We start from the raw sequence: 23,486 nt of genomic DNA on the forward strand, positions 1-23,486 counted from the left end.
GCATCGTCGCAGGACGAGGCGGTGGGAGAGGTCGGTCGTGTTGCATCTCCGGGGGCGAGCCCGGGCCCCGGCCGATGCGGCGCATGGTCACAGGGCGAGGCGGTGGGAGAGGCCGGTCGTGGTGTAGTTCTCGGGTGGCGTCCCCGGACCCCGGGGCGCGCGGGGCATCGTCGCAGGACGAGGCGGTGGGAGAGGTCGGTCGTGTTGCATCTCCGGGGGCGAGCCCGGGCCCCGGCCGATGCGGCGCATGGTCACAGGGCAAGGCGGCGGGACAGGTCGGATGTGAACACGCCGCGCGGGTCCAGTTCCGTGCGCAGGGACCGGAAGTCGTCGAGGCGCGGGTACATCGCGGTGAGGAGTTCGGGGCGCAGCCGGGAGTCCTTGGCGAGGCATACGCGGCCGCCGGCGGTGGCCACCTCCTCGTCGAGTTCGTCGAGGAGGGCGCCGAGCCCGGGCAGGCCCGCCGGGAGGTCCACGGCGAGCGTCCAGCCGGGTACGGGGAACGAGAGCCACCCCGGGGCGGCCTCCCCGAAGCGCTTGAGGACGGCCCACAAGGCCGGGCAGCGCTGCTCGGAGATGCGCCGCACGATCCGGTGCAGGGCGTCCTCCTGGCCGCGTCCGACGGCGAACTGGTAGTGCACGAGCCCGCGGCCGTAGACGCGGTTCCGGTGCGGCACGCCGTCCAGCGGGTGCAAGAAGGCGGAGATCCGCCGCAGTCGGCCGGTACGCGCGCGTGGCGCCGTCCGGTACCGGACCTCGTTGAAGAGGCCCACGGTGGTGCGGCCGAGCAGGCCCTCCGGGAGGAAGGCGGGGGCCGGTGGGAACCGCTGGGCGCGGAACGCCGGTGGCGCTCCACGCACGCGTGCGGGCAGCGCGTCGAGCGGGGCGTGGTCGGCGCGGGTGAGGACCGCGCGTCCGGTCGCCGCGCCGCGGGCCAGCAGATCGATCCACGCCACCGAGTAGCGGTGGCGGTGGTCGGTGGCCGTCAGACGCGCCATCAGGTCATCGAGATCCGCGGCCCGATCCGTGTCCACCGACATCAGGGAGGTCTCGACCGGCAGCAGCCGGAAGGTGGCCGTGAGGATCACACCGGTCAGGCCCATGCCGCCGGTGGTGGCGTCGAACAGGGGCGTGCCGCGGCTCACCGTGCGGACACCGCCGTCGGCGGTGAGGAGTTCCAGCGACAGCACGTGCCGGGAGAAGGAGCCGGAGACGTGGTGGTTCGGGCCGTGGACGTCCGCACCGATCGCGCCGCCGACCGTCACATGGCGCGTGCCGGGCAGCACCGGCACGAACCAGCCCAGCGGCAGCAGTACCTCCATCAGCCGGTGCAGCGAGACGCCCGCGTCGCACAGCACGGTGCCGCCGTCGGCGTCGATCGCGTGGATGCGGTCCAGGCCCGTCATGTCGAGCACCGCACCGCCTGCGTTCTGCGCCGCATCGCCGTACGCCCGTCCAAGCCCCCTGGGGATGCCGCCGCGGACCCCGCAGCCCCGGACGGCGGCCGCGGCCTCCTCGTACGACCGTGGGCGGATCAGACGGGCCGCGGTGGGAGCGGTGCGGCCCCAGCCGGTGACGGTGACGGGAGCGGTGTCGGCGGACATATCGGTGACCGTATCGCCCGTATATGACCGTCCAGCAGTGAAACAGGACGCCTATGACCGGAATGGGGGATTAATGGGATGTCGCCTCCTGGTGCAATGAGGCGCCCCCGGAGTCCCCGCGCCGACCGCCGCGCAGCACAGTGCCCGGTTTTCGGGGTACTCGCACATTGGTCTTCCACACCTGGGGGAGAGTCTGATCATGGACTGGCTGAAGAAGCTCCCCGTCGTAGGGCCGCTGCTGGCGCGCCTCATGCTCACGCACGCCTGGCGGTCGTTCGAACGACTGGACAGGGTGAAGTGGACCCGGCTGGCCGCCGCGATGACCTTCACCAGCTTCGTCGCCCTGTTCCCGCTGCTCACCGTGGCCGCCGCGATCGCCGCGGCCACACTCAGCACGCAACAGCAGAGCGACCTGCAGAACAGGCTCGCCGAGCAGGTGCCCGGCATCTCCGACCAGCTCGACATCCAGAACCTGGTCCAGAACGCCGGCACCATCGGCCTCATCGCGGGCGCCGCCCTGCTGTTCACCGGCATCGGCTGGGCCGGTTCGATGCGCGAGTGCCTGCGCGCGGTGTGGGAGCTGCCCGAAGAGGAGGAGAACCCCTTCCTGCGCAAGGCCAAGGACCTGGGCATCCTCGTCGGTCTCGGCGGCGCCGTCCTCGTCACGATCGCCGCCTCCGCCGTCGCCTCCGCGATGGTCGGCTGGATCACCCGGCAGCTCGACATCGACAACGGAGGTTGGGGCGGGGTCCTGCTCTACATCGCGGCATTCGCCGTCGCCGTGTTCGCCGACTTCCTGCTGCTCCTGTACGTCCTCACGCTGCTGCCCGGCGTCGAACCGCGGCGCCGCCGCCTGGTCGTCGCGGCGCTGACCGGCGCCGTCGGCTTCGAACTGCTGAAGACGCTGCTGAGCGGCTATCTGCAGGGCGTGGCCGCGAAGAGCATGTACGGCGCGTTCGGCGTCCCCGTGGCCCTGCTGCTGTGGATCAACTTCACGGCGAAGCTGGTCCTGTTCTGCGCCGCGTGGACGGCGACGCCGAGCGAGCAGCACGCACAGGACCAGGAGGAGGGGCAGGACGAGCCGGAGGAACAGAAGGAGGGCGCCGGGGCGGACCTCACGGACGGGACGACCGGCGACGTACCAGATCGGGCAGCGGCCAGCGGCGGTTGACCAGGAACGCGGCCGCCGCGAGCAGCACCAGCACCCCACCGCTTATGGCGAAGGCGACCCCCATGCCACCGGAGCGGCCCGCGGCCGAGGCGCTCGCCACCGGCGAACCGGACGCCTTGCCGGCGGCCCCGCCCGCCTGGCCCGCCGACCCGTTCCCCCCGGACTGTCCGCCCGACTGCGCGGCGCTCTTCGGCGCCACCAGCTCACCCACGGGGCGGACCTTCCCGGCCGCCTGGAAACCCCAGTCGAAGAGCCTGGCGGTCTCCTTGTAGACCTCGTTGTGCTCCTTCTTCTCCGGGTTCATCGCGGTGACGAGGAGCACCCTGCCGTTGCGCTCGGCGACCCCGGTGAAGGTCGCGCCGGCGTTCGTCGTGTTGCCGTTCTTGACGCCCGCGATGCCCTGGTAGACGGAGACGTCGGAGTCGCCGGTCAGCAGCCGGTTGGTGTTCTGGATCTCGAAGGACCCGCGGACCGACTTGCCCTTCTTCTCCTTCGTGTCGCCGGGGAAGCTCGCGCGCACCGTCGAGCAGTACTCGCGGAAGTCCTTCTTCTGCAGCCCGGAGCGGGCGAACAGCGTCAGGTCGTACGCGGACGAGACCTGCCCCGGTGCGTCGTACCCGTCCGGCGTGACCACATGGGTGTCGAGGGCCTGGAGCTCCTCGGCGTGCTCGTTCATCTCCTCGACGGTGGTCTCGACGCCGCCGTTCATCGCCGAAAGGACGTGCACCGCGTCGTTGCCCGAGCGCAGGAAGACGCCCAGCCACAGGTCGCGCACGGTGTACGTCTCGCCCTCCTTTATCCCGACCATGCTGGAACCGGCGCCCATGCCGGCCAGGTCGGAGGGTGCCACCTCGTGCTCCTGGGTCTTCGGGAACTTCGGCAGCACCGTGTCCGCGAACAGCATCTTCATCGTGCTGGCCGGGGGCAGCCGCCAGTGTGCGTTGTGCGCGGCGAGCACCTCGCCCGACTCGGCGTCGGCGACGATCCAGGAGCGCGCGGTGATGTCCTTGGGGAGAACGGGCGCGCCGCTGCCCAGATCGACCTGTGTGCCCGGCTGCCCGAGACGGGCGCCGCCCACGGACGACATGTCCGCCGGGGGAGTGGCCGTCGGACTCGGCGAGGGTTTCGGGGCCGCGAAGGCGACGGGCGAGGTCAGCGCGATCGAGGACAGGACGGCGGAGGTGACCAGCAGGGATCGCCTGAGGGTCTTCTGGGGAGCGGACACGGACGAGAAAGTACATGCCACGGGCCGTGAAGTCCCGCCTCCCACCCCACCCCGGACACGGAACGGAAGAGGCGGCGGCGATACTGAACGCATGAAGCTCAGCCGCCCGGTCTCCTGGTTCCTGCTCGCCTTCGGGGTGTGGTCCTGGGTCATCTGGGTCACTTTCGTCAAAAATCTCATCAAGGACGGCAGCGGGCTCGCGTTCCATGACGGTCACCCGACGGCGTACTTCTGGGTGCATCTCACGCTCGCCGTCGTCTCCTTCGTATTGGGGACGGTCATCGGGGGCATCGGGTTGCGCGGACTGCGCGCTTTGCGCCAGACCTCATAGCTGCGGGCAAATACACACAAACGGCAGAACCGGCAACGGGGGTCACGGCACGATGGTCGTCGTCTTCGGGGTATTCGGACTCCTCGCGGTCGCCGTTCTCGTCGCCGGCAACTGGTACCTGTGGCGCCGGCTGTTCCGCGACCCGACCCGGGGCCCTGGCCTCGCGCGCCGCGCGGGTGCGGCGGGCATCGCGGCCGGCTGGGTGCTGGCCGTCGGAGCCGTCGTCGGCGAGCGGGCGGGCGCGCCCTTCTGGCTCCAGCAGGTCCTGGCCTGGCCGGGCTTCCTCTGGCTCGCGCTGTCGGTCTACCTGCTGCTCGGCGTCGTGGCGGGCGAGGTGGTACGGCCCCTGCTGCGCCGCCTGCTGGAACGGCGGGCGCGCGCCACGGCGGCCGTACCGCAGCCCCAGTCGGTACCGGCGGGGCCCCCGCAGGCACCGGAGGCCGAGCCCGAACCCGCGCCGCTCCCGGAGCCGTCGCGCCGTCTCTTCGTCTCCCGTGTCGTCGCAGGAGCCGCGGCCGCCGCAGCCGTGGGAACGGTCGGCTACGGCACGTACGGCGTGCTGCGCGGCCCCGCTGTGAAGCGCGTCACCGTGCCGCTGGCCAAACTCCCGCGCGCGGCCCACGGTTACCGCATCGCCGTGGTCAGCGACATCCACCTGGGTCCGGTCCTCGGCCGCGGCTTCGCGCAGAAGGTCGTCGACACCGTCAACGCCACCCAGCCGGACATCGTCGCGGTCGTCGGCGACCTGGTGGACGGCAGCGTGCAGAACCTGGGCCCCGCGGCGGCACCGCTGTCGCAGCTCAAGGCGCCCTCCTACTTCGTCACCGGCAACCACGAGTACTTCTCCGGCGCCGCTCAGTGGGTGGAGGAGGTACGGCGGCTCGGGCTGCACCCGCTGGAGAACGCCCGCACCGAGCTGCCCTGGTTCGACCTCGCGGGCGTCAACGACATCGCGGGCAAGAGCGAGGGCCAGGGCCCCGACTTCACCAAGGCGCTCGGCGACCGGGACACGGCACGCGCGTGCGTGCTCCTCGCCCACCAGCCGGTCCAGATCCACGACGCCGTCAAGCACGGCGTCGACCTCCAGCTCTCCGGCCACACCCACGGCGGTCAGCTCTGGCCCGGCAACTTCATCGCGGCCGCCGCGAACCCGACCGTCGCGGGCCTTGAGCGCTACGGCGACACCCAGCTCTACGTCAGCCGGGGTGCGGGCGCCTGGGGGCCGCCCACGCGCGTGGGCGCACCCTCGGACATCACCGTGATCGAACTGGCCTCGACACGGGCCTGACCGAAACCGTTTGCCGCACACCCTGTGAGAGCGCTGTGAAACCTCCCCGAAACCCCTTGCGGTAATGGCTTTCTCAACTCGCGAAATCCCTCTTCCCCCGGCTGAAAAACCTGTGATTAGGTGAGCCGCGCCACCAGGGGAGTGGCATGTGGGGTGGGGCCCGTCGGGCCCCGGGGAGGGCAACCGATGCGCTCGGTTCGCATGCGGATTCTCGCGACACTGCTGGTACTGGCGGGCGTGGGGGTCGGCGGCTGGCAGCTGCTGCCGTCGCAGGAGAACACCGACAGGACCATCGAGGTCGGCACGACGGACGAGGTCACCTCGCTCGATCCGGCCGGCGCCTACGACGCGGGGTCCTGGGCCTTGTTCAGCAACGTTTTCCAGTCACTGCTGACCTTCGAGCCGGGCGGCGCCTCACCGGTGCCCGACGCGGCCCGCAGCTGCGACTTCGTGGGCAGTCAGCTGACGACCTACCGCTGCACCCTGCGTACGGGACTTGCCTTCCCCAGCGGTCGCACGATGACCGCCGAGGACGTCAAGTACTCCTTCGACCGGGTCAAGGCGATCAAGTCCGACGTCGGTCCGTCCTCGCTGCTCAGCACGCTCCGCTCGGTCGACGCGAACGGCCTGACGGTCACCTTCCATCTGTCCTCGCCCGACGCCACCTTCCCGTTCAAGGTGGCCACCGGGGCGGGCTCGATCGTCGACAGCCACAAGTACCCGAAGAACCACCTGCGCACCGACCCCGGCGCCGACGGCACCGGACCGTACGAGCTGACGTCGTACACAAAGGGAAAGAAGGCGGCTCTCACGCCGAACACGCACTACCAGGGCGCCGTCCAGAAGACGGGCCGGCCCGTCGACCTGCTCTACTACGCCGACTCGGACGCCCTCGACAAGGCCTGGAACGCGAAGAAGGTCGACGTCGCCACCCGCCAGCTGCCGCCCAAGGTGCTGTCCCGGCTCTCGGCGAGCGACCCGAACCAGCGACTGTCCGAGTCCGACAGCGCCGAGACCCGCAACCTGTACCTCAACACCCGCGCGAACGCGCCCCTGCACGACACCAGGGTCCGGCAGGCCATGGCATGGCTGATCGACCGCGAGGAGCTGGCCGCCACGGTCTACCAGGGGACCGTCGACCCGCTGTACTCGCTGATCCCGACGGGCATCACCGGCCACACCACCTCCTTCTTCGACGCCTACCCGAAGCAGGACCCGCAGAAGGCGAAGGCCCTGCTCACCGCGGCCGGTGTGACGACACCGGTCCGCTTCACCTACGGCTACGCCGAGAACCGCGGCTCCTCCGAGGCGGAGGCCCAGGCCATCAAGAAGCAGCTCGAATCGAGCGGCCTGTTCAAGGTGACCCTCAAGGGCTACGGGTGGACCTCCTTCCAGGAGGCCTGGGCCACCGGCAAGCTGGACGCGTACGCCGTCGGCTGGGTCGCCGACTACCCGGACCCGGACACCTTCGGCGCCCCGCTCGTCGGCACCAAGGGAACCATGAGCACCGGCTACAGCAACAAGGCCGTCGACCAGCTGATCCAGGCCAGCCAGCGGTACGCCGACCGCGGCGACGCCGCCTCCGACTTCAGCACGCTGCAGCGGGACGTCGCCCACGACGTGCCGGTCATCCCGCTGTGGCAGGGCAAGGAGTACGTCCTCAGCACCGAGGACGTCGGCGGCAGCCAGTATCTCGACGACGGCACCGGTGTGTTCCGGCTGTGGAGCCTGGGCTGGATCTGACGCTTCTCGCGGCGTTGACATGCGCCCCGGTGACGTCGGACGCTCACCTGACGCGGGACCATGTGGCGGAGGTGTGCGCGGGGTGAGGGGTGAACGTGTTGAGACGCAACTCCTTCCGGCTGCCCCGACATCCGGCGTCCGTCGGTCTGGCACGGCGCCGGGTGCGGGACCATCTGGCCGACTGGGGGCACGGTCCGGCCGATCCGGCGCTGGCGGACGCGGTGCTGCTGGTGTCCGAGCTGGCGACCAACGTCGTACGCCACGGACCGCTCCTCGAGCGGGAGTTCGAGGTGGCGGTGACCGCCCTCGCCGACGGCTCCTGCCTCATAGAGGTCTCAGACGAGGGCCGGCTGGAGCCCCGATCACGGCTGGTGGGCGAGTGGGAGGAGAGCGGCCGGGGCCTGCATCTGGTGGAGACCGTCGCGGCGGCCTGGGGGGTGTGGAACAGAGGGCACCACGGCAAGACGGTGTGGGCCCTCGTCATGACCGGCACCTGGGCACCGCCCGGGTAGTCACGGCCGTACCGCCGTCCGGGCCGGCAGGGTGACCGTCGCCCGCAAGCCCTCGCCCGGCGCCGTCTCCACCGTCACCTCACCGCCGTGCGCCTCCACCACCCCCTGCACGATCGCCAGGCCCAGCCCGCTGCCCGCGCCGCCGCCGGCCCGGAAGAAGCGGTCGAAGACCCGCGCCGCGTCCTGTGCGCACAGCCCCGGACCCTCGTCCGCGACACACAGCCGCACCACCCCGTCCTCGCGCTCCACCCCGAGCCGCACCGCCACGTCCGCCGGCGTGTGCGTGCGTACGTTGCCCACCAGGTTGCCCAGCACCTGTCTGAGCCCGGACTCGTCGGCGTGCACCAGTACGGCGCCGTCGGCCGCGACCTTGATGGGCCGGTCCGGCTGCTGCACCCGCAGGTCCTCGGCCGCGTCCCGCACCAGACGGCTCACGTCGACGTTCCTGAAGCGCAGCTCGGGCTGCTGGTCGAGGCGGGCCAGGGTGAGCAGTTCGTCGACGAGCCGCCCCATGCGGTCCGTCTCCGCCAGCACCCGCTCCCAGGCCCGCTTGCGCTCGTCCGGGTCGCTGAGCATGCCCTTGTCGTACAGCTGGAGATAGCCGCGTATCGCGGACAGCGGGGTGCGCAGTTCGTGCGAGGCGTCGGCGACGAAGCGGCGCAGCTGGGCCGCGCTGTCCTCGCGCGTGCGGTACGCCGACTCCACCTGGTGGAGCATGGAGTTGAGGGCGAGCCGCAGCTGTTCGACCTCCTGGGTCGGGTGGTGGCTGGAGGGCACGCGCCGGGTCAGGTCGCCCTCGGCTATCGCCGTCGACGTCTCCACCATGTCCTCCAGCGGCCGCATCCGCCGGCTGACGCTCATCATCGTGAGCCAGGCCAGCAGCACCAGCAGCAGCGAACCGATGGCGAGGTCCAGCTTGAGGGCCTTGAGCATGCCGTGGTGGAGGGCATCCGTGGAGGTGGCGAACAGGATGTACGTGCCGTCGGCGAGGCGGGTCGCGGTGGCGCGGTAGCGGGCGCCGTGCACCCGGATGTCGTGCGGGTCGGCGGCCGCGGCGAGGGCACGGGGATCGTCCACCGCGCTCGCGAGGGCGCGCTGGGTGTCCGTCGGGGCGAAGCGGGCCAGGGAGAGCGGCTTCCCGTGCGCGTCGACGGCGGTGAGGATCGAGTTCGGCCGGGCCTGTTCGTCGTGCTGCGGCAGGAACCGGTCGCGGACGATCGCCATCGCCCCCAGCGCGTCGATCTGCTCCATGGTGAGCGAACCGCCCAGCGACTGCCGGGTCTTGTTCAGCTGGGCGTCCACCTGGTTCAGCAGGTAGTACCGCATGCCCATCAGGCTGACCGCGGTCGCCGCGACGATGCCGAGGGCGAGCAGCGCGACGTTCGCCAGCGTCAGCTTGGCGCGCAGCGAATGGATGCCGCGCTCGCAGTGCGGCCACCGGATCCTCATGCCAGCCCGTATCCCACACCACGCCGCGTGGTGATCACCGGCGGGCCCAGCGCGTCCAGCTTGCGCCGCAGATAGCTGATGTAGGTCTCCACGACGGTCGACTCGGGCGGTGTGTGCTCGTACTGCCAGACATGGCGCAGGAGTTGCTCCTTGGGCACGATCCGGCCGCCGTTGCGCACCAGGAAGCGCAGCAGGGCGTACTCGGTGGGGGTGAGCTCGACGGAGCGGCCCGCGCGGTGGACGCTGTACGTCGTCTCGTCCAGCTCCAGGTCGCCGTAGCGCAGCGGGGGCCGCTGCGGCAGGACGTCCGCCGTGCGGGTGCGCCGCAGCACCGCGGTGATACGGGCGACGACCTCGTCGATGTTGAACGGCTTGGTGATGTAGTCGTCGCCGAAGCCGAGGGCGCCGACGATCTCGGCGGGGGAGTCCCGCGCGGTGAGGAAGACCAGCGCCAGGTCGGGCCGCCTGGCGCGCAGTTCGCGCCCGAGCGCCCGGCCGTCCCCGTCCGGGAGCATGACGTCGAGCAGCGCCGCGTCGGGCCGGGTGCGCTCGGCGAGCGCGAGGGCCTCGCGGACGGTGCCGGCGACCATCACCTCGAACCGGTGGTAGCGCAGGGCGATGGCGAGGACGTCCGCGATGCTCGGCTCGTCCTCCACCACCAGCACGGTGCCTGGAGCCGTCGTCATGACCCCAGTATCGGACGCCCCACTGACAGCGGGGCCGGATCCGTCTTTGGAGTTCCTTGAGAGTCATCGGCATTCGGGTCCACGCGCGCGCGGCGCCGCCAATCCTGTTGCGCAGGACCTGGGGGACCAACCGACGACCGTAGAGGAGCGTTGATCGTGGCGGCATTGGCACGGTGGTGCTATCGGCACCGGCTGGTGGTCCTGTTGCTGTGGGTGGGGGCGTTGTTCGGCCTGGGCTTCTCGGCCTCGACGGCGGGCACGAACTACGCGAACGTCTTCTCGCTCCCGGACACGGACTCCAAGAGCGCGTACGACCTGATGGAGAAGGCCTTCCCGAACACCTCGGGCGACACCGACACGGTGGTGTGGAAGGTGGACCGGGGCTCGGTGCGGGACCAGGCGGTCCGGTCCCGGATCACCCCTGCTCTCGACGAGATCGCGAAGATGCCGGGCGTCGGCGCGGTCACCAGCCCCTACGCGGGCCCGCGGGGCGCCGCGCAGATCAGCGGCGACGGCAGGATCGCATACGCCCAGCTGACCTTCGCCAAGCGCGCGAACGAGGTGCCCAAGGACCTCGTCCAGAACGTCCTCGACACCGCACAGGGCGCCAGGCAGAGCGGTCTGCACGTCGAGTTGGGCGGCCAGGCCATCCAGCGCGTCCAGCAGCCCCCGCAGGGCCTGTCGGAGATGGTCGGCATCATCGCAGCGGCCGTCGTGCTGTTCCTGGCCTTCGGCTCGTTCTTCGCGATGATGCTGCCGATCGCCATCGCGGTCTTCGGCGTCGGCATGGGCCTGTTCTCCACCCAACTGCTCAGCCACACCACCGACATCCCCGACATCGCCCCGCTGCTCGCCTCCCTGATCGGCCTCGGTGTCGGCATCGACTACGCGCTGTTCATCGTCACCCGGCACCGGCGCGGCATCCTGCGCGGCCTGGACCCCGAGGAGTCGGCGGTCACGGCGCTCAACACCTCGGGCCGGGCGGTGCTGTTCGCGGGCGGCACGGTCTGCATCGCGCTCGCCGGCATGCTCGTGACGCGACTGCGCTTCCTGGACGGCGTGGTCATCGGCACCTCGCTGACGGTCGTGCTCAGCGTCATGGCCGCCACCACCCTGCTCCCGGCCCTGCTCGGCTTCCTGGGCCCGCGGGTGCTCAGCCGCCGCCAGCGCCGCAAGCTGGCCGCCGAGGGGCCCGAGCCGGAGCGGGCGAGCGGCCTCGCGGCCCGCTGGTCGACCAGCGTCGAGAAGCGGCCCCGCAGGATCGCCGCCCTCGCCCTGGTCGTCATGGCCGTCCTCGCCGTCCCCGTCCTGTCGCTCCGCCTCGGCGCCACCGACCAGGGCAACGACGACTCGTCGACGACCACCAGGAAGGCGTACGACCTGCTCGCCGAGGGCTTCGGCCCCGGCTTCAACGGCCCGCTCCAGGTGGTCACTCAGGGCGGCGACACCGCCACCCTGGTCAAGGGCATCGAAAGCACCCCCGGAGTGGCCCGCGTGGCCGCCCTGCCGCCCGCGCAGGGCGTGACGGTCATCCAGGTCGTACCGAAGACGTCACCGCAGTCCAAGGAGACGGACGACCTGATCGACACCCTGCGGGGCGAGGTGATCCCGAAGGCCGGGGCGAACGCCCACGTCGGTGGTGTGACCGCGGTGTCCAAGGACTTCGCGTCCGTCACCGGCGACCGGCTGCCGCTGTTCATCGCGACGATCATCGGCCTCGGCTTCCTGCTCCTGCTGATCGCCTTCCGCTCCCTGGTGGTGCCGCTGACGGCCGCCCTGATGAACCTGATCGCCGCGGCCGCCTCCTTCGGCGTCCTCGTCGCGGTCTTCCAGTGGGGCTGGGGCCTGGACCTGCTGGGCCTGGGCAAGGAGGGCCCGATCAACGCCTTCCTGCCGGTCATCATGCTGTCGTTGCTCTTCGGTCTCTCGATGGACTACCAGGTCTTCCTGGTGAGCCGGATGCACGAGGAGTGGGTGCACACGCGCGACAACGCCCGCGCGGTCAGGGTCGGTCTGGCGGAGACCAGCCGGGTCATCAACTCCGCGGCCCTGATCATGGTCTGTGTGTTCCTGGCCTTCGTCCTGAGCGGAGACTCGGGGGCGGCGATGGCGGGCGTCGGCCTGGCCGCCGCGGTCGCCCTCGACGCGTTCGTCCTGCGCACGGCACTGGTGCCGGCCGCGATGCATCTGCTGGGCAACTCCAACTGGTGGCTGCCGGCCTGGCTGGAGAAGCGGCTGCCGCACCTGGCGGTGGAGCCGCAGGAGGAGGCGCTCGAGTCACCGGCTGCGGAGGGCCCCGCGTCGGCGGTCCACGGCTTCGTCCGTACGGCCGACGGTGACCCGGTGGACGGCGCCTCGGTGACGCTGCTGTCGAAGGGCGGGCGTCAACTGGACCGGGTGACGACGCTGGCGGACGGCTCGTACATCGTGTCGGTGCCGGGGCCGGGGGCGTATCTGCTGGCGACCACGGCTGCGTCGTACGGGTCGCGGGCGGCGCATGTGGTCGTGGCGGACGGGCCGTTGGTGTTCGACGTGGAGTTGGCGGAGGGGGAGGTGGACGCGGTCAATTAGCCTTCGGCTGCCCGGCCTTCAGGATCTCGTCGACGTCGAGGGTGACTTTGGCGCCGATGGTGTCGGGGAGGGTGACGGTCTCGCCGGGGGCGTAGGGGCGGTGGCTCTTGTACTCGCTCCCGGTGGGGTCCGTGAGAACGTGGAGGCGCCGGTGCTTGCGGTCGACCACGAGGTAGACGGGGACCTTCGCCTCGGCATAGGCGGCGACCTTGGTCTTCAGGTCGTCCCGCCAGTTGCTGGAGGTGACCTCCAGGACGAGGCGGAAACAGACCGGGTCGTAGGCGTTGTTGTCGATGAAGTGGTCGTCGATGTCGGCGTCGACCACCACCAGGTCGGGGATGCAGTAGTCCTCGTCGCCGGTGGGGAGCTTGATCGCGACGCTCTGGAGCACCTCGGTCTCGTCGTCGTCCAGTCCGGCGGCGATGAAGGGGCGCATGAGCTTGGTGAGAGAGCGGGCGTGGGGGGCATCCGGTGAAGGGGTCACGAGGAGATGGCCTCCGATGATCTCGACGCGGTACCCCGGATGGCGCTCCATGATCTCGTCGGCGAGGGCCGTGAGAGAGAACGGCTCGTCGTCGTAGTAGGGCTGCTCGACGGATGCAGCGGACATCGCGTGCCTCCTAGGGGCTGGTGTCGAGAGCATCATCGTAGGCAGGTGAGGACCCGAACGTCCCGTTCAAGTCCATTCACTCGATCGTGGATCATGCCCGTCCCGTACCTCCCGGATCCGGCAGCGCTTTGGTCATCCCCGGCAGGAAGTCCGTGAACAGCTCGTGCACCTCCCGCACCAGCGGCCGCAGCACCCGGAACCGGGCCAGCGACACACCGCGGGCCGTCAGCCGGGCGCCCCGTTCGGCCAGCCGGTAGCTCCGCTCCCGCCCCTCGGTCCGGTCGAAGATCCAGTACAGGACGAGGCCCATCTGGGAGAGCCACATCAACTCGGGCAGGACGTCGCGGAGTTCCTCCGGCACCTTCGTCTTCGTCGCGCCCGCCAGGACCTCCCGGTGGACCGAAATGGCCTCCACGCGCGCGTGCTCCGACTCCTCGGAGAAGGGACTGAGCGGGCTGTCCGGGTCGGCGGCGTTCTTGAAGAACTGCACCGCGAACTCGTGGTACGGCGTGGCGATGTCCAGCCACACCTTCAGGACGCCCGCGAGCCGCGCCTCCAGATCGGTCTCCCGGTCCAGGACCTCCCGGATCGCCACCCGGTGCTCGGCGGCGAGCCGGTCGTAGAAGCCCTGGATCAGATGTTCCTTGCCGGCGAAGTAGTAGTACGCGTTGCCGACGGAGACCCCGGCCTCCTGGGCGATGGCCCGCATCGTCGTCTTCTCGTAGCCGCGCTCCTGGAACAGCCGCATGGCGGTCTCCAGGATCAGCGCACGGGTCTGCTCGGACTTGCTGGGGTTGCCGCCCTCGTCGGGGCCGTCGTTCTTCGCAGGCACGGAAACAGAGCCTACGGGGTGACACAGGAGCCGCTGTCGCAGCCCGGTGCGCTGTACGTCCAGCCCTGGCCCGGGTGGTACGCCCACCCGTCGGCGCGGCGGTACACCCGCCCGCCCCACATCGAGCCCCGCCACTTCGCGGCCGCGAGGACCGCGCCTCGGGCGAGCCTCGCCCCCGACGGGGTGCTGAGCCGGTGGGCGAGCGGCCGGTGCTCGCGCAGCGCCCACAGGGTGACGATCCAGGCGGCGGCGGACCGGTAGACCTGGCCTGCGTCGCCGACGACGGTGATCTCGTCGAGGGTGGCGCCGTGGTCGAGCCCGGGGAAGCGCCGCCGGGCCTCGTCCGAAGCCGCGGGCACCAGCTCCAGTGGCACGAGCTGCGGCTGCCGTACGAGCCAGTCGCGCAGGAAGGTGCAGAGCGCGCATTCGGCGTCGTACAGGACGGTGAGCCGGCGGACCGGGGCCCGGTCCGCCTTCGTGGCGCTCACGTCGCTCACGCCCCGACCCAGTCCTGCGGCGCGACCGGCGGCACCTGCTCCCGCTCCAGCATCCCGCGCCGCCGGATCTTGTTGAGGACGTACACATTGCCCAGGTGCATCACACCGAGCACCAGCAGCACCACGCCCAGCTTGGTCGACAGGGCCTCGAAGATCCCCCGGGTGTCCTCGATGGTCTCGTCGCCGCTCAGGTACAGGGCGACGAAGCCGAGGTTGACGAGGTAGAAGCCGACCACCAGGAGGTGGTTGACGGCCTCGGCGAGCTTCTCGTTCCCCTTCAGCACGTCGGCGAGGAAGATCCGCCCGTTGCGGCTGAGCGTGCGGGCCACCCAGACGGTCAGCGCGATGCTGACCAGCAGGTAGATGACGTAGGCGATGACCGTGCGGTCCATGCCCCACCCCTTCTTGAACGCGTTCAAAACGCTGACAGGGATGACTGTAGACCTGTTTTTGAACACGTTCAAGCCCGAAGTGGCATCGCGAGGACGCGGGATCGCGGGCGGGGCTCAGGGGCGGCGGCCGAGCTCCGGGCGCTTGCTGTAGTCGGTGAACCCGATGACGTTCCCCCACGGGTCGGCGATCTCCGCGGTCCAGCCGGTGGCGACGGAGAAGGGGTCGTCGAGGAGCGGAATGCCCGCCGCGGCGAGGGAGTCGGCCGCTTTCCGCGCGTCGGCCACCTCGATCCACACACGGGGCGAGGGCCACGGCGGCGACCGGTGCCCCAGTTCCTCCTCCTGCCGCAGCAGGATCCCCGGTGTCTCGACCCCGACCTTCAGCAGGGCGATCCCGGCCTCGTCGAACCGGAAGCCCACCGTGAACCCGGCGCGCCGGTAGAAGTCGACCGCCACGGCGAGGTCCCCGACGGGCAGCAGCACGTTGTCGAATCCGAGCAGTTCGTACGACTGGTCATCTGACATACCGTCAGAATAGGAGCGGTGTAGCGCACCCGTGCGGACCGGCCGTGCGGGGTCACTCATTGGGGCGAGCGACGCCGTCACCCGGCACGCGCACGGCCCCATGAGCAAGGGCCCCGCCCCCGGAACGGATTCCGGGGGCGGGGCCCTCAGCGGCGTACGGAGGACGTACGACAGACCTGCGAAAGGAGGTCAGAAGCGGCGCGTGATCAGCGCTCGCTTCACTTCCTGGATCGCCTTCGTGACCTCGATACCGCGCGGGCAGGCGTCCGTGCAGTTGAAGGTCGTGCGGCAGCGCCACACGCCGTCACGGTCGTTGAGGATCTCCAGGCGCTGCTCGCCGGCCTCGTCGCGCGAGTCGAAGATGAAGCGGTGCGCGTTGACGATGGCGGCCGGACCGAAGTACTGGCCGTCGTTCCAGAAGACCGGGCAGGACGAGGTGCACGCGGCGCAGAGGATGCACTTCGTGGTGTCGTCGAAGCGCTCGCGGTCCTCGGCGGTCTGGAGACGCTCGCGCGTGGGCTCGTTCGTGTCCTTCGTGATGAGGAAGGGCATGACGTCCCGGTACGCCTGGAAGAACGGCTCCATGTCGACCACGAGGTCCTTGAGGACCGTCAGGCCCTTGATGGGCTCGACCGTGATCGGCTTCTCGGGGTTGATGTCCTTGATGAGGGTCTTGCAGGCAAGACGGTTCTTGCCGTTGATCCTCATCGCGTCCGAGCCGCAGATGCCGTGGGCGCAGGAGCGGCGGAAGGTCAGCGTGCCGTCGAGGTCCCACTTGATCTTGTGGAGGCCGTCGAGGACGCGCTCCTTGGGGTCGATCTCCAGCTGGAAGTCTTCCCAGGTCGCCTCGGCCGAGACCTCCGGGTTGAACCGGCGGACGCGGAAGGTGACGGTGATGTAGGGGGACGCGGCGGACTCCGCCTCCACCTTGTCCAGAACGGGGGTTGCCATCAGTACTTACGCTCCATCGGCTGGTAGCGGGTCTGGACGACCGGCTTGTAGTCGAGACGGATGGACTCGGTGCCGTCGTCGCCCACCTCGCGGTACGCCATGGTGTGGCGCATGAAGTTGACGTCGTCGCGGTTCGGGTAGTCCTCGCGGTAGTGACCGCCGCGGGACTCCTTGCGGGCCAGCGCCGACACCGCCATGACCTCGGCAAGGTCGAGCAGGTTGCCCAGCTCGACGGCCTCGAGCAGGTCGGTGTTGAACCGCTTGCCCTTGTCCTGGATCGCGACGTTCTTGTAGCGCTCGCGCAGCTCGGCGATCTTCTCGACCGCGGTCTTGATCGTCTGCTCGGTGCGGAACACCATGACGTTCGCGTCCATGGTCTCCTGCAGCTCGCGGCGCAGGACGGACACGCGCTCGGTGCCGGTGGACGTGCGCAGCCGCTCGATCTGCGAGACGACCAGCTCCGCCGGGTTCTCCGGGAGCTCGACGAAGTCCGCCTTCTGGCTGTACTCCGCCGCCGCGATGCCGGCCCGGCGGCCGAACACGTTGATGTCGAGCAGCGAGTTGGTGCCGAGGCGGTTGGCGCCGTGCACCGACACACAGGCGACCTCTCCGGCCGCGTACAGGCCGGGAACGACCGTCGTGTTGTCCGCCAGGACCTCACCCTCGACGTTCGTCGGGATGCCGCCCATCGCGTAGTGCGCGGTGGGCTGGATCGGGATCGGGTCCGTGTACGGCTCGATACCGAGGTACGTACGCGCGAACTCCGTGATGTCGGGCAGCTTGGCGTCCAGCTGCTCCGGCGGGAGGTGCGTCAGGTCCAGGTACACGTGGTCGCCCTCGGGGCCGCAGCCGCGGCCCTCGCGGATCTCCGTGTAGATGGAGCGGGAGACGACGTCACGCGAGGCGAGGTCCTTCATGACCGGCGCGTACTTCTCCATGAAGCGCTCGCCGTCCTTGTTGCGGAGGATGCCGCCCTCACCACGGGCGCCCTCCGTCAGCAGGATGCCCATGCGCCAGATGCCGGTCGGGTGGAACTGGAAGAACTCCATGTCCTCCAGCGGCAGCCCGCGCCGGTACACGGCGGCCTGGCCGTCACCGGTCAGGGTGTGCGCGTTCGACGTCACCTTGAAGAACTTGCCGCAGCCGCCGGACGCGTAGATCACGGCCTTCGCCTGGAAGACGTGGATCTCGCCGGTCGCCAGCTCGTAGGCCACGACACCGGCCGACTTCTTGACGCCGTCGACCTCGGTGATCAGCTGGTCGAGGACGTAGAACTCGTTGAAGAACTCCACGCCCTCCTTCACGCAGTTCTGGTACAGCGTCTGGAGGATCATGTGGCCGGTGCGGTCGGCCGCGTAGCAGGACCGGCGGACCGGCGCCTCGCCGTGGTTGCGGCTGTGACCGCCGAAGCGGCGCTGGTCGATCGTGCCGTTCGGGGTGCGGTTGAACGGCAGGCCCATCTTCTCCAGGTCGAGGACCGAGTCGATGGCCTCCTTCGCCAGGATCTCGGCGGCGTCCTGGTCGACCAGGTAGTCACCGCCCTTGACCGTGTCGAAGGTGTGCCACTCCCAGTTGTCCTCCTCCACGTTGGCCAGCGCGGCGGCCATGCCGCCCTGCGCGGCGCCCGTGTGGGAGCGGGTGGGGTAGAGCTTGGTCAGCACGGCGGTGCGGCTGCGCTTCGTGGACTCGATGGCCGCGCGCATGCCCGCGCCACCGGCGCCGACGATGACGGTGTCGTACTTGTGGATCTTCATGGTGGTTGCCTCAGCCCCGTGCCTAGCGGATGTTCGGGTCGAAGGTGAAGATCACCAGCGTGCCCAGCAGGATGGTGAACACCGTGGCGGTGTAGAGCAGGCCCTTGAGCCACAGCCGGGTGTTCGCGCGCTCCGCGTAGTCGTTGATGACCGTGCGCAGGCCGTTGGCGCCGTGCAGCATCGCGAGCCACAGCATCAGCAGGTCCCAGACCTGCCAGAACGGGCTCGCCCAGCGGCCCGCCACGAAGGCGAAGCCGATCTTCGACACGCCGCCGTCCAGCACGAGCTGGATCAGCAGGTGGCCGAGGACCAGGACGACCAGCACGATGCCGGACAGGCGCATGAAGAGCCAGGCGGCCATCTCGAAGTTGCCCCGGGTTGACTTCGGGGTCTTCTTGGTGCGCTTGCGCGGGGCCTCGATGAGGGGCGCCGGGTTGTCCACGTTGTAGAGCGAGCCGCCCTCCACGGGGCCGATCCCGGACGCGGTGGTTTCAGTGGTGGCCATCGGTGTCAGCTCCCGAACAGTTCACGAGCGGCGTGCCCGAGGACGGGGTAGATCGCCCCGAGCATCAGCACGACCCACAGGCCTACGACGGACCAGAGCATCTGCTTCTGGTAGCGCGGGCCCTTCGACCAGAAGTCGACGGCGATGACGCGCAGGCCGTTCAGCGCGTGGAAGAGGATGGCGGCGACGAGGCCGTACTCCAGGCACGCGACGATCGGGGTCTTGTACGTGGCTACGACCTTGTCGTAGTCCTCGGGTGAGACACGGACGAGAGCGGTGTCCAGCACGTGAACGAACAGGAAGAAGAAGATGAGGACGCCGGTGACTCGGTGAGCCACCCAGGACCACATTCCTTCCCGGCCGCGGTACAGCGTTCCAGCCGGCACGGAAGTCCCTCCGGGAGCGGGGATTGGGGCCGCGCCGGCTTTGCCTGTCGGTCGGGCCCGGCCGGGTACGGTCCACCGGCCCCCAGCATCGTAGCCAGCCGTCGGCTTGGTGCTTACAGGGGGCCTACCGGTGTGATCAATGTGGCACGCGTTTGGGTTAGCGTTCGCGGCTTCTGGGGTGGGGTGTCCTGTTATTTGCCGGGTGCGGGTTCGTGGGGGCTGGTCGCGCCCGCGCGGCGGTGGCCGCACATCGTCACTGCCCCGCGCCCCTCAGGAGCTGCACCAAGCGGTGCCTTGCAAGGCGCCGGAGCTCCTCTGCCGCCACGACCCGCTCATCCTCCGGATCGTTCGTCAAGCGTGACCGGATTCCCGCCAGGGCGTGGTCCAGGATCTCGGCCGGGGAGAGACCCTCCAGGCAGATGACGAACGAGTGGCCGAACTTCGCCTCGTACGCCGCGTGCGCCGCCCTCAGGGCGGTATAGGCGACCGCGTAGGTTTCGTCCGGCAACGTCGGCAGTGTCTCGGCTGCCAGGGCTTCCGACAGGTCCGTCGGGGACAGGTCGTACGCCGCCTCGTCCGATGCGGCGAGCAGGGAGTCGATGTCCGGGTACGGGCGGTGGTCTGCCACTCGGTGGGCCCAGCGGAGGCTGCGGAGGCAGTCCAGGAGGAGTTTGCGGGCCTCTTCCGCGGGCGCGATGTTGAAGGCGTCCAGGATGCTGGGCAGCGTCGGTATGGCGGCGGCTCGGCCAGGAAGGTGTGTGGGCGTCACGTGGGTTTCGGCAGAGGATGCTGTGAGAGCTGCGAAGGATGTGGTCTTACGTTATCGAGGATGGGCGCGAGGTGTCCGACGGATGCCCGAATTTCACCCGCAAGAGAGAGTTTTGGAACGCGTGGTGGACGCGTTGTGTTGTCCATGGGCTTTAGGTTGACGGTGTGAGCCAGCACAGGCGCCGGTCTCCGGCGCAGAACGTGAAGCAGCGGCGGCGCGTGATCATCGCGGGTGCGATCGCCGGGACCGTCGTGCTCGGGATCGGACTGGGGTTCTGTGCCTCCGGCGACGACAGCGGGCCTGCCGGGTCCGCGCAGCGGCAGTCGCCGTCGGACGGCAGATCCGGCACGGCGTCCAGCGCCTCGGACGGCGCGAGTCCGGCGCCGCGCCCGACCCGTTCGTACGCCCTGTCGAAGGCTCCGCAGACCATCCCCGCCGTGCGCTCCCACACCGCGGCGCGCGGGCCCGGCTGGCGTCCGGCGCGTGGTGAGCGGGTCGTCGTGAACGATGCCGATCTGGCCGACGAGGGTCGCCTGATCGCCGGTGAGCTGGGGCTGACGTACGCGGGTGAGAAGGACGACGTGCAGGCCGGGGACGTACGGCTGGCGCTGGGTGACGGCGACGGGGCGAACCCGGAGTCGTATGCGATGACCGTGCGCGGTGGCCGGGTCACCATCAGCGGGCCGTCGGATACCGGTGTGTTCTACGGCACGCGGACCCTCAAGCAGGAGGTGCACGGCGGCGGTACGGCGCCCGAGGGCATCGTGCGGGACGAGCCGGCCAAGCCGGTGCGCGGGTTCATGCTGGACATCGCGCGCAAGCACTTCACCGCGGGCTGGATCGAGGACCGGGTGCGGGAGCTCGGGGACCTGAAGTTCAACCAGCTGGGGCTGCACTTCTCCGACGACCAGGGCTTCCGGATCCAGTCCGACACCCACCCCGAGATCGTCTCGCCGCAGCACCTGACGAAGGCCGAGGTGAAGCAGATCGTCGATCTCGCCGCGAGCCGGCACATCACCGTGGTGCCCGAGATCGACTCGCCCGGGCATCTGGGTGCCGTCATCGCCGCTCACCCCGATCTGCAGCTGCGCAATGCGCGGGGCGTGGCGGCGAGGGGAGCCGTCGACATCTCCAAGCCGGCCGCCGCCAAGATCGTCGACGATCTGCTCAACGAGTACGCCGGCTTCTTCCCCGGCGACCAGTGGAATCTCGGCGGTGACGAGTACCTGGCGCTGATGGCCTCCAACCCGGCCGCCTCCTATCCGCAGCTGGCCGCCGCCGCGGTGAACAAGTACGGGCCCGGTGGCACCGTCTCCGATCTGACCACCGGGTGGCTCAACGACCGGGCCGGCACGATCCGGGCCCACGGCCGGACCATGCGGGTGTGGAACGACGGGTTCTTCCGCGGGACGTCCGTGCAGCCCGCGAAGGATCTGCAGGTCGGGTACTGGACGGGCAAGGAGATCGGCGCACGGCAGCCGGTGGAGTACCTGAGCGCCGGGCGGAAGCTGATCAACTACAACGACGCGTTCCTGTACTACGTCCTCGGGCAGCCCAACAACTTCGTCTACCCGACCGGGCAGCGGATCTACGAGCAGTGGACGCCGCGCGTCGTGCGCGGCACGCAGGCGGTCCCGGCGCAGTACGACGGGCAGATCCTCGGCGGGTCCTTCGCCGTGTGGTGCGACCTGTCGCACTCCCAGACGCAGGACCAGGTCGCGGCCGGGATCCGGATGCCGCTGCGGGCGACGGTGCAGAAGCTGTGGGATCCGGGGCGGCCGGGGCTGTCGTGGACCCGGTTCAAGGCGCTGGCGGGCCGGCTGGGCTGAGCGCGCCGGGCGGCAGGGCTTTCTTGGCCCATACAGCTGCGAACGGTCGTACGACTGTGGTGTATTCGGCGCGAGCCGTAGGAGACACAGCCGTGGGGGCCGGGATGGGCTACTGGGGGTATTTCGTCGTGGGCCGCAGCGAGCGGCCGCTTGCGGAGCTCGAGGCGCTCGCCGGGGTGAAGGGCATACGCCAGCGGTCGACGGCGGTCGGTGGCTGGCAGGTGTGGGAGTACCCGAGCGGGGACGGCGAGGTCGGGAACATGAACGTCCTCGCCGCCGAGACCGGGGCGCCCGCGCTCTTCGGCTACGTCATGGACAGCGCCTCGGTGGTGGTGGAGGCGGCGGCGCCCGAGAGCGGGGCGTGGACCACCTGCCTCGCGCGGGCCGCGATGGCCGGGTACCTCGGCGCCGCGAGCGAGGGGCTCACCATCGAGGACTACTTCCTGGAGCCCCGGGACGCGGCCGACCGTGCGGTCGCCTGGGCCGCCGAGGCGGGGCACGACGTGGACATCGGGCCGTTGCTGGACGTTCTGACCGCCGACGCCGATCCGTTGGCCGAAAACCTGTTCTTCCAGTTGCTCGACCGGCTCGGTGTGGTACCGCTGTGACACTCCCGGGCCGTCGCACGCAGTAAGGGGAAGTGCGGGCTCCGTAAGGGAAGAGCCCTGCTGGGCCCGGTACGGGACCCGCAGAAGGAGGCGTGGATGAGCCTGGTGGAACTGATCGCTCAGGCCGACGACCGCGGACTGGCCGCCAGCGGGTTGGCTTGTTTGGATCGGTGTGTGCCGCTGCTGGGCGGTGACGACGAGATCCTGCGGCCGCTGTGGGCCAGCCTCGCGGACTCCGGTGACGTCGGTGACTGGGGCGAGCGGCTGGAGCATGCGCGCGGGAGGCTCGGTGGTGCCGGGGAGCCGGGCGAGGGCGAGGCGGCGCGGCTGGCCCGCCGGATGCTGGAGGCTGCGCCGGTGGAGCGGTCCGGGGCGCAGGTGCGGGTGTGGGCCGATGCGTGCTCGGTCGCTGCGCTGCAGATTCATCGGATGCTGGATCCGCTGGAGGACGAGGCGTCCTCCGTCGACTCTCGGCGGGAGGGGCGTACGGAGGGGATGTCGCCGCTCGTCGCCGCGGAGTTGCGGCGACAGGTCGCCGTACTCGAGTTGCTTGCCGGGCATGGGGTGGGTGGGCTGCGCCGGGCGCTTGAGGTGTCCATCGAGGGGCGGCGGGTTCTGCAGGCCGTGGTGTCTCGTCGGGCGCGGCGGGGGTAGGGCGGTAGGGGGTGTTGGGCGGGGGCGTGTGCGGGCGCGTTGTGGCTGGTCGCGCAGTTCCCCGCGCCCCTGAAAGCCGCCGCCGACGGCCCCGAGGAAGCCGCTCCCGGCGGGCTCGGCAAAGTCGCCTTCCGGCGCGCTCGGCGGAGCCGTCTTTCGGCGGGCGGGGGAAGCCGTCTTCCGGCTCGCGTGGGGAAGTGGCTTCTGGTGCGCTTGGGGAAGCCGCTCCCGGCGTGCTCGGGAAAGCCATCTGCAGGCGGGCTCGGCAAAGTCGCCTTCCGGCGCGCTCGGGGAATCTTCCTGCGGGCTTGGGGAAGCCGCTCCAGGCGCGTTCGGGGGGGCCGTCTTCCGGCGTGCTCGGGAAAGCCACCCTCCGGCGCCCTCGGGGAAGCAGTTTCCGGTGTGCTCGGCAAAGCCTCCCTCCGCCGCCCTCGGCGAAGCCGCTTCCCGCGCGCCTTGGGAAAAGCTGGTCTTTGCGCCACCGGAGAAGCCGCCTCTCGGCCCTTGGGGAAGATGCCGCGGCTCGGTCCGTCGAGGAGCCGCTGCCCGGCCCCTTGGGGAAGATGCCGCGGCTTGGTCCGTCGAGGAGGAGCC

23 protein-coding genes are annotated in these 23,486 nt (G+C 70.3%); 9 read left to right on the plus strand and 14 right to left on the minus strand.

Features of this window, described 5'->3' with window-relative positions; genetic code table 11:
- Positions 1-251: 251 nt before the first annotated feature.
- Positions 252-1,604: an FAD-binding protein gene (locus ACIBW9_RS20395; RefSeq protein ID WP_398956874.1), complete on the minus strand. Its 1,353-nt coding sequence runs from the start codon at positions 1,602-1,604 to the stop codon at positions 252-254.
- Positions 1,605-1,803: 199 nt separating this feature from the next.
- Between ACIBW9_RS20395 and ACIBW9_RS20400 the strand changes: the two genes are divergently transcribed.
- Positions 1,804-2,775 (plus strand): YihY/virulence factor BrkB family protein, encoded by a 972-nt coding sequence (locus tag ACIBW9_RS20400; RefSeq protein ID WP_398956876.1) that lies wholly within the window; start codon positions 1,804-1,806, stop codon positions 2,773-2,775.
- Here ACIBW9_RS20400 and ACIBW9_RS20405 read toward each other — a convergent pair.
- Positions 2,720-4,000, minus strand: coding sequence for a D-alanyl-D-alanine carboxypeptidase family protein (locus ACIBW9_RS20405; protein ID WP_398956878.1), 1,281 nt, complete (start codon positions 3,998-4,000; stop codon positions 2,720-2,722). The genes ACIBW9_RS20400 and ACIBW9_RS20405 overlap by 56 nt on opposite strands.
- A gap of 91 nt (positions 4,001-4,091) precedes the next feature.
- Between ACIBW9_RS20405 and ACIBW9_RS20410 the strand changes: the two genes are divergently transcribed.
- From ACIBW9_RS20410 to ACIBW9_RS20425, 4 genes are all read left to right on the plus strand, one after another.
- Positions 4,092-4,331, plus strand: a complete 240-nt coding sequence (locus ACIBW9_RS20410; RefSeq protein ID WP_266959238.1) for an SCO4848 family membrane protein — start codon at positions 4,092-4,094, stop codon at positions 4,329-4,331.
- 52 nt (positions 4,332-4,383) lie between these two features.
- Positions 4,384-5,619, plus strand: coding sequence for a metallophosphoesterase (locus tag ACIBW9_RS20415; protein ID WP_398956881.1), 1,236 nt, complete (start codon positions 4,384-4,386; stop codon positions 5,617-5,619).
- A 186-nt stretch (positions 5,620-5,805) separates the two neighbouring features.
- A complete protein-coding gene (locus tag ACIBW9_RS20420; RefSeq protein ID WP_398956883.1) occupies positions 5,806-7,362 on the plus strand; it encodes an ABC transporter substrate-binding protein in 1,557 nt (518 codons plus the stop codon).
- Between the two features lie 95 nt (positions 7,363-7,457).
- Positions 7,458-7,874: an ATP-binding protein gene (locus ACIBW9_RS20425; RefSeq protein WP_398956885.1), complete on the plus strand. Its 417-nt coding sequence runs from the start codon at positions 7,458-7,460 to the stop codon at positions 7,872-7,874.
- On the opposite strand, the gene ACIBW9_RS20430 is transcribed toward ACIBW9_RS20425, so the two are convergent.
- Complete coding sequence (locus tag ACIBW9_RS20430) at positions 7,875-9,323, minus strand: sensor histidine kinase (RefSeq protein ID WP_398956887.1); 1,449 nt, start codon at positions 9,321-9,323, stop codon at positions 7,875-7,877.
- Positions 9,320-10,009, minus strand: a complete 690-nt coding sequence (locus ACIBW9_RS20435) for a response regulator transcription factor (RefSeq protein ID WP_115906323.1) — start codon at positions 10,007-10,009, stop codon at positions 9,320-9,322. The genes ACIBW9_RS20430 and ACIBW9_RS20435 overlap by 4 nt, the downstream gene beginning before the upstream one ends.
- A 165-nt stretch (positions 10,010-10,174) precedes the next feature.
- On the opposite strand from ACIBW9_RS20435, the gene ACIBW9_RS20440 reads away from it, so the two are divergent.
- Positions 10,175-12,580, plus strand: a complete 2,406-nt coding sequence (locus tag ACIBW9_RS20440) for an MMPL family transporter (RefSeq protein WP_398957634.1) — start codon at positions 10,175-10,177, stop codon at positions 12,578-12,580.
- Here ACIBW9_RS20440 and ACIBW9_RS20445 read toward each other — a convergent pair.
- The 10 genes from ACIBW9_RS20445 to ACIBW9_RS20490 form a co-directional block, all read right to left on the minus strand.
- Complete coding sequence (locus ACIBW9_RS20445) at positions 12,573-13,190, minus strand: Uma2 family endonuclease (protein WP_398956890.1); 618 nt, start codon at positions 13,188-13,190, stop codon at positions 12,573-12,575. The two genes, ACIBW9_RS20440 and ACIBW9_RS20445, sit on opposite strands and share 8 nt — an antisense overlap.
- Positions 13,191-13,281: 91 nt before the next feature.
- A complete protein-coding gene (locus ACIBW9_RS20450) occupies positions 13,282-14,022 on the minus strand; it encodes a TetR/AcrR family transcriptional regulator (protein ID WP_398956892.1) in 741 nt (246 codons plus the stop codon).
- Positions 14,023-14,033: 11 nt separating this feature from the next.
- Positions 14,034-14,519, minus strand: a complete 486-nt coding sequence (locus ACIBW9_RS20455; protein ID WP_398956894.1) for a thiol-disulfide oxidoreductase DCC family protein — start codon at positions 14,517-14,519, stop codon at positions 14,034-14,036.
- Positions 14,516-14,911 carry a hypothetical protein gene (locus ACIBW9_RS20460; RefSeq protein WP_398956896.1) on the minus strand — a complete coding sequence of 132 codons (396 nt, stop codon included), beginning with the start codon at positions 14,909-14,911 and terminating at the stop codon, positions 14,516-14,518. The genes ACIBW9_RS20455 and ACIBW9_RS20460 overlap by 4 nt, the downstream gene beginning before the upstream one ends.
- A gap of 114 nt (positions 14,912-15,025) precedes the next feature.
- Positions 15,026-15,436, minus strand: coding sequence for a VOC family protein (locus ACIBW9_RS20465; RefSeq protein ID WP_398956898.1), 411 nt, complete (start codon positions 15,434-15,436; stop codon positions 15,026-15,028).
- Between the two features lie 189 nt (positions 15,437-15,625).
- Positions 15,626-16,387 carry a succinate dehydrogenase iron-sulfur subunit gene (locus ACIBW9_RS20470; RefSeq protein WP_398956900.1) on the minus strand — a complete coding sequence of 254 codons (762 nt, stop codon included), beginning with the start codon at positions 16,385-16,387 and terminating at the stop codon, positions 15,626-15,628.
- Positions 16,387-18,141, minus strand: a complete 1,755-nt coding sequence (gene sdhA / locus ACIBW9_RS20475) for a succinate dehydrogenase flavoprotein subunit (RefSeq protein WP_398956902.1) — start codon at positions 18,139-18,141, stop codon at positions 16,387-16,389. The genes ACIBW9_RS20470 and sdhA overlap by 1 nt, the downstream gene beginning before the upstream one ends.
- A 22-nt stretch (positions 18,142-18,163) precedes the next feature.
- Positions 18,164-18,646, minus strand: coding sequence for a succinate dehydrogenase hydrophobic membrane anchor subunit (locus tag ACIBW9_RS20480; protein ID WP_398956904.1), 483 nt, complete (start codon positions 18,644-18,646; stop codon positions 18,164-18,166).
- Between the two features lie 5 nt (positions 18,647-18,651).
- Positions 18,652-19,032, minus strand: coding sequence for a succinate dehydrogenase, cytochrome b556 subunit (gene sdhC, locus ACIBW9_RS20485; protein ID WP_115906317.1), 381 nt, complete (start codon positions 19,030-19,032; stop codon positions 18,652-18,654).
- Positions 19,033-19,285: 253 nt separating this feature from the next.
- Entirely contained in the window at positions 19,286-19,801 is a 516-nt protein-coding gene (locus ACIBW9_RS20490) for a 2-oxo-4-hydroxy-4-carboxy-5-ureidoimidazoline decarboxylase (RefSeq protein WP_398956906.1), read from the minus strand.
- 164 nt (positions 19,802-19,965) lie between these two features.
- Here ACIBW9_RS20490 and ACIBW9_RS20495 point away from each other — a divergent pair, with 164 nt between their 5' ends.
- The 3 genes from ACIBW9_RS20495 to ACIBW9_RS20505 all read left to right on the plus strand — a co-directional run bounded on the left by ACIBW9_RS20495 (position 19,966) and on the right by ACIBW9_RS20505 (position 22,892).
- Positions 19,966-21,630 carry a glycoside hydrolase family 20 protein gene (locus tag ACIBW9_RS20495; protein WP_398956908.1) on the plus strand — a complete coding sequence of 555 codons (1,665 nt, stop codon included), beginning with the start codon at positions 19,966-19,968 and terminating at the stop codon, positions 21,628-21,630.
- Between the two features lie 104 nt (positions 21,631-21,734).
- A complete protein-coding gene (locus tag ACIBW9_RS20500) occupies positions 21,735-22,238 on the plus strand; it encodes a hypothetical protein (protein ID WP_398957635.1) in 504 nt (167 codons plus the stop codon).
- A gap of 96 nt (positions 22,239-22,334) precedes the next feature.
- Positions 22,335-22,892 (plus strand): hypothetical protein, encoded by a 558-nt coding sequence (locus ACIBW9_RS20505; protein ID WP_398956910.1) that lies wholly within the window; start codon positions 22,335-22,337, stop codon positions 22,890-22,892.
- The last annotated feature ends 594 nt before the right edge of the window (positions 22,893-23,486 follow it).

This window comes from Streptomyces sp. NPDC049541 (genome assembly GCF_044465725.1).
Lineage (GTDB): Bacteria > Actinomycetota > Actinomycetes > Streptomycetales > Streptomycetaceae > Streptomyces.

Excerpts from the sequence above, each read along its gene's own strand:
- ACIBW9_RS20445 (WP_398956890.1), bottom strand. The coding sequence starts at position 13,190 with ATGTCCGCTGCATCCGTCGAGCAGCCCTACTACGACGACGAGCCGTTC.
- ACIBW9_RS20410 (WP_266959238.1), top strand. The coding sequence starts at position 4,092 with ATGAAGCTCAGCCGCCCGGTCTCCTGGTTCCTGCTCGCCTTCGGGGTG.
- ACIBW9_RS20465 (WP_398956898.1), bottom strand. The coding sequence starts at position 15,436 with ATGTCAGATGACCAGTCGTACGAACTGCTCGGATTCGACAACGTGCTG.
- ACIBW9_RS20480 (WP_398956904.1), bottom strand. The coding sequence starts at position 18,646 with ATGGCCACCACTGAAACCACCGCGTCCGGGATCGGCCCCGTGGAGGGC.
- ACIBW9_RS20460 (WP_398956896.1), bottom strand. The coding sequence starts at position 14,911 with ATGGACCGCACGGTCATCGCCTACGTCATCTACCTGCTGGTCAGCATC.
- ACIBW9_RS20500 (WP_398957635.1), top strand. The coding sequence starts at position 21,735 with ATGGGCTACTGGGGGTATTTCGTCGTGGGCCGCAGCGAGCGGCCGCTT.
- ACIBW9_RS20420 (WP_398956883.1), top strand. The coding sequence starts at position 5,806 with ATGCGCTCGGTTCGCATGCGGATTCTCGCGACACTGCTGGTACTGGCG.
- ACIBW9_RS20415 (WP_398956881.1), top strand. The coding sequence starts at position 4,384 with ATGGTCGTCGTCTTCGGGGTATTCGGACTCCTCGCGGTCGCCGTTCTC.
- ACIBW9_RS20435 (WP_115906323.1), bottom strand. The coding sequence starts at position 10,009 with ATGACGACGGCTCCAGGCACCGTGCTGGTGGTGGAGGACGAGCCGAGC.
- ACIBW9_RS20430 (WP_398956887.1), bottom strand. The coding sequence starts at position 9,323 with ATGAGGATCCGGTGGCCGCACTGCGAGCGCGGCATCCATTCGCTGCGC.
- ACIBW9_RS20505 (WP_398956910.1), top strand. The coding sequence starts at position 22,335 with ATGAGCCTGGTGGAACTGATCGCTCAGGCCGACGACCGCGGACTGGCC.
- ACIBW9_RS20470 (WP_398956900.1), bottom strand. The coding sequence starts at position 16,387 with ATGGCAACCCCCGTTCTGGACAAGGTGGAGGCGGAGTCCGCCGCGTCC.
- ACIBW9_RS20395 (WP_398956874.1), bottom strand. The coding sequence starts at position 1,604 with ATGTCCGCCGACACCGCTCCCGTCACCGTCACCGGCTGGGGCCGCACC.
- sdhA (WP_398956902.1), bottom strand. The coding sequence starts at position 18,141 with ATGAAGATCCACAAGTACGACACCGTCATCGTCGGCGCCGGTGGCGCG.
- ACIBW9_RS20400 (WP_398956876.1), top strand. The coding sequence starts at position 1,804 with ATGGACTGGCTGAAGAAGCTCCCCGTCGTAGGGCCGCTGCTGGCGCGC.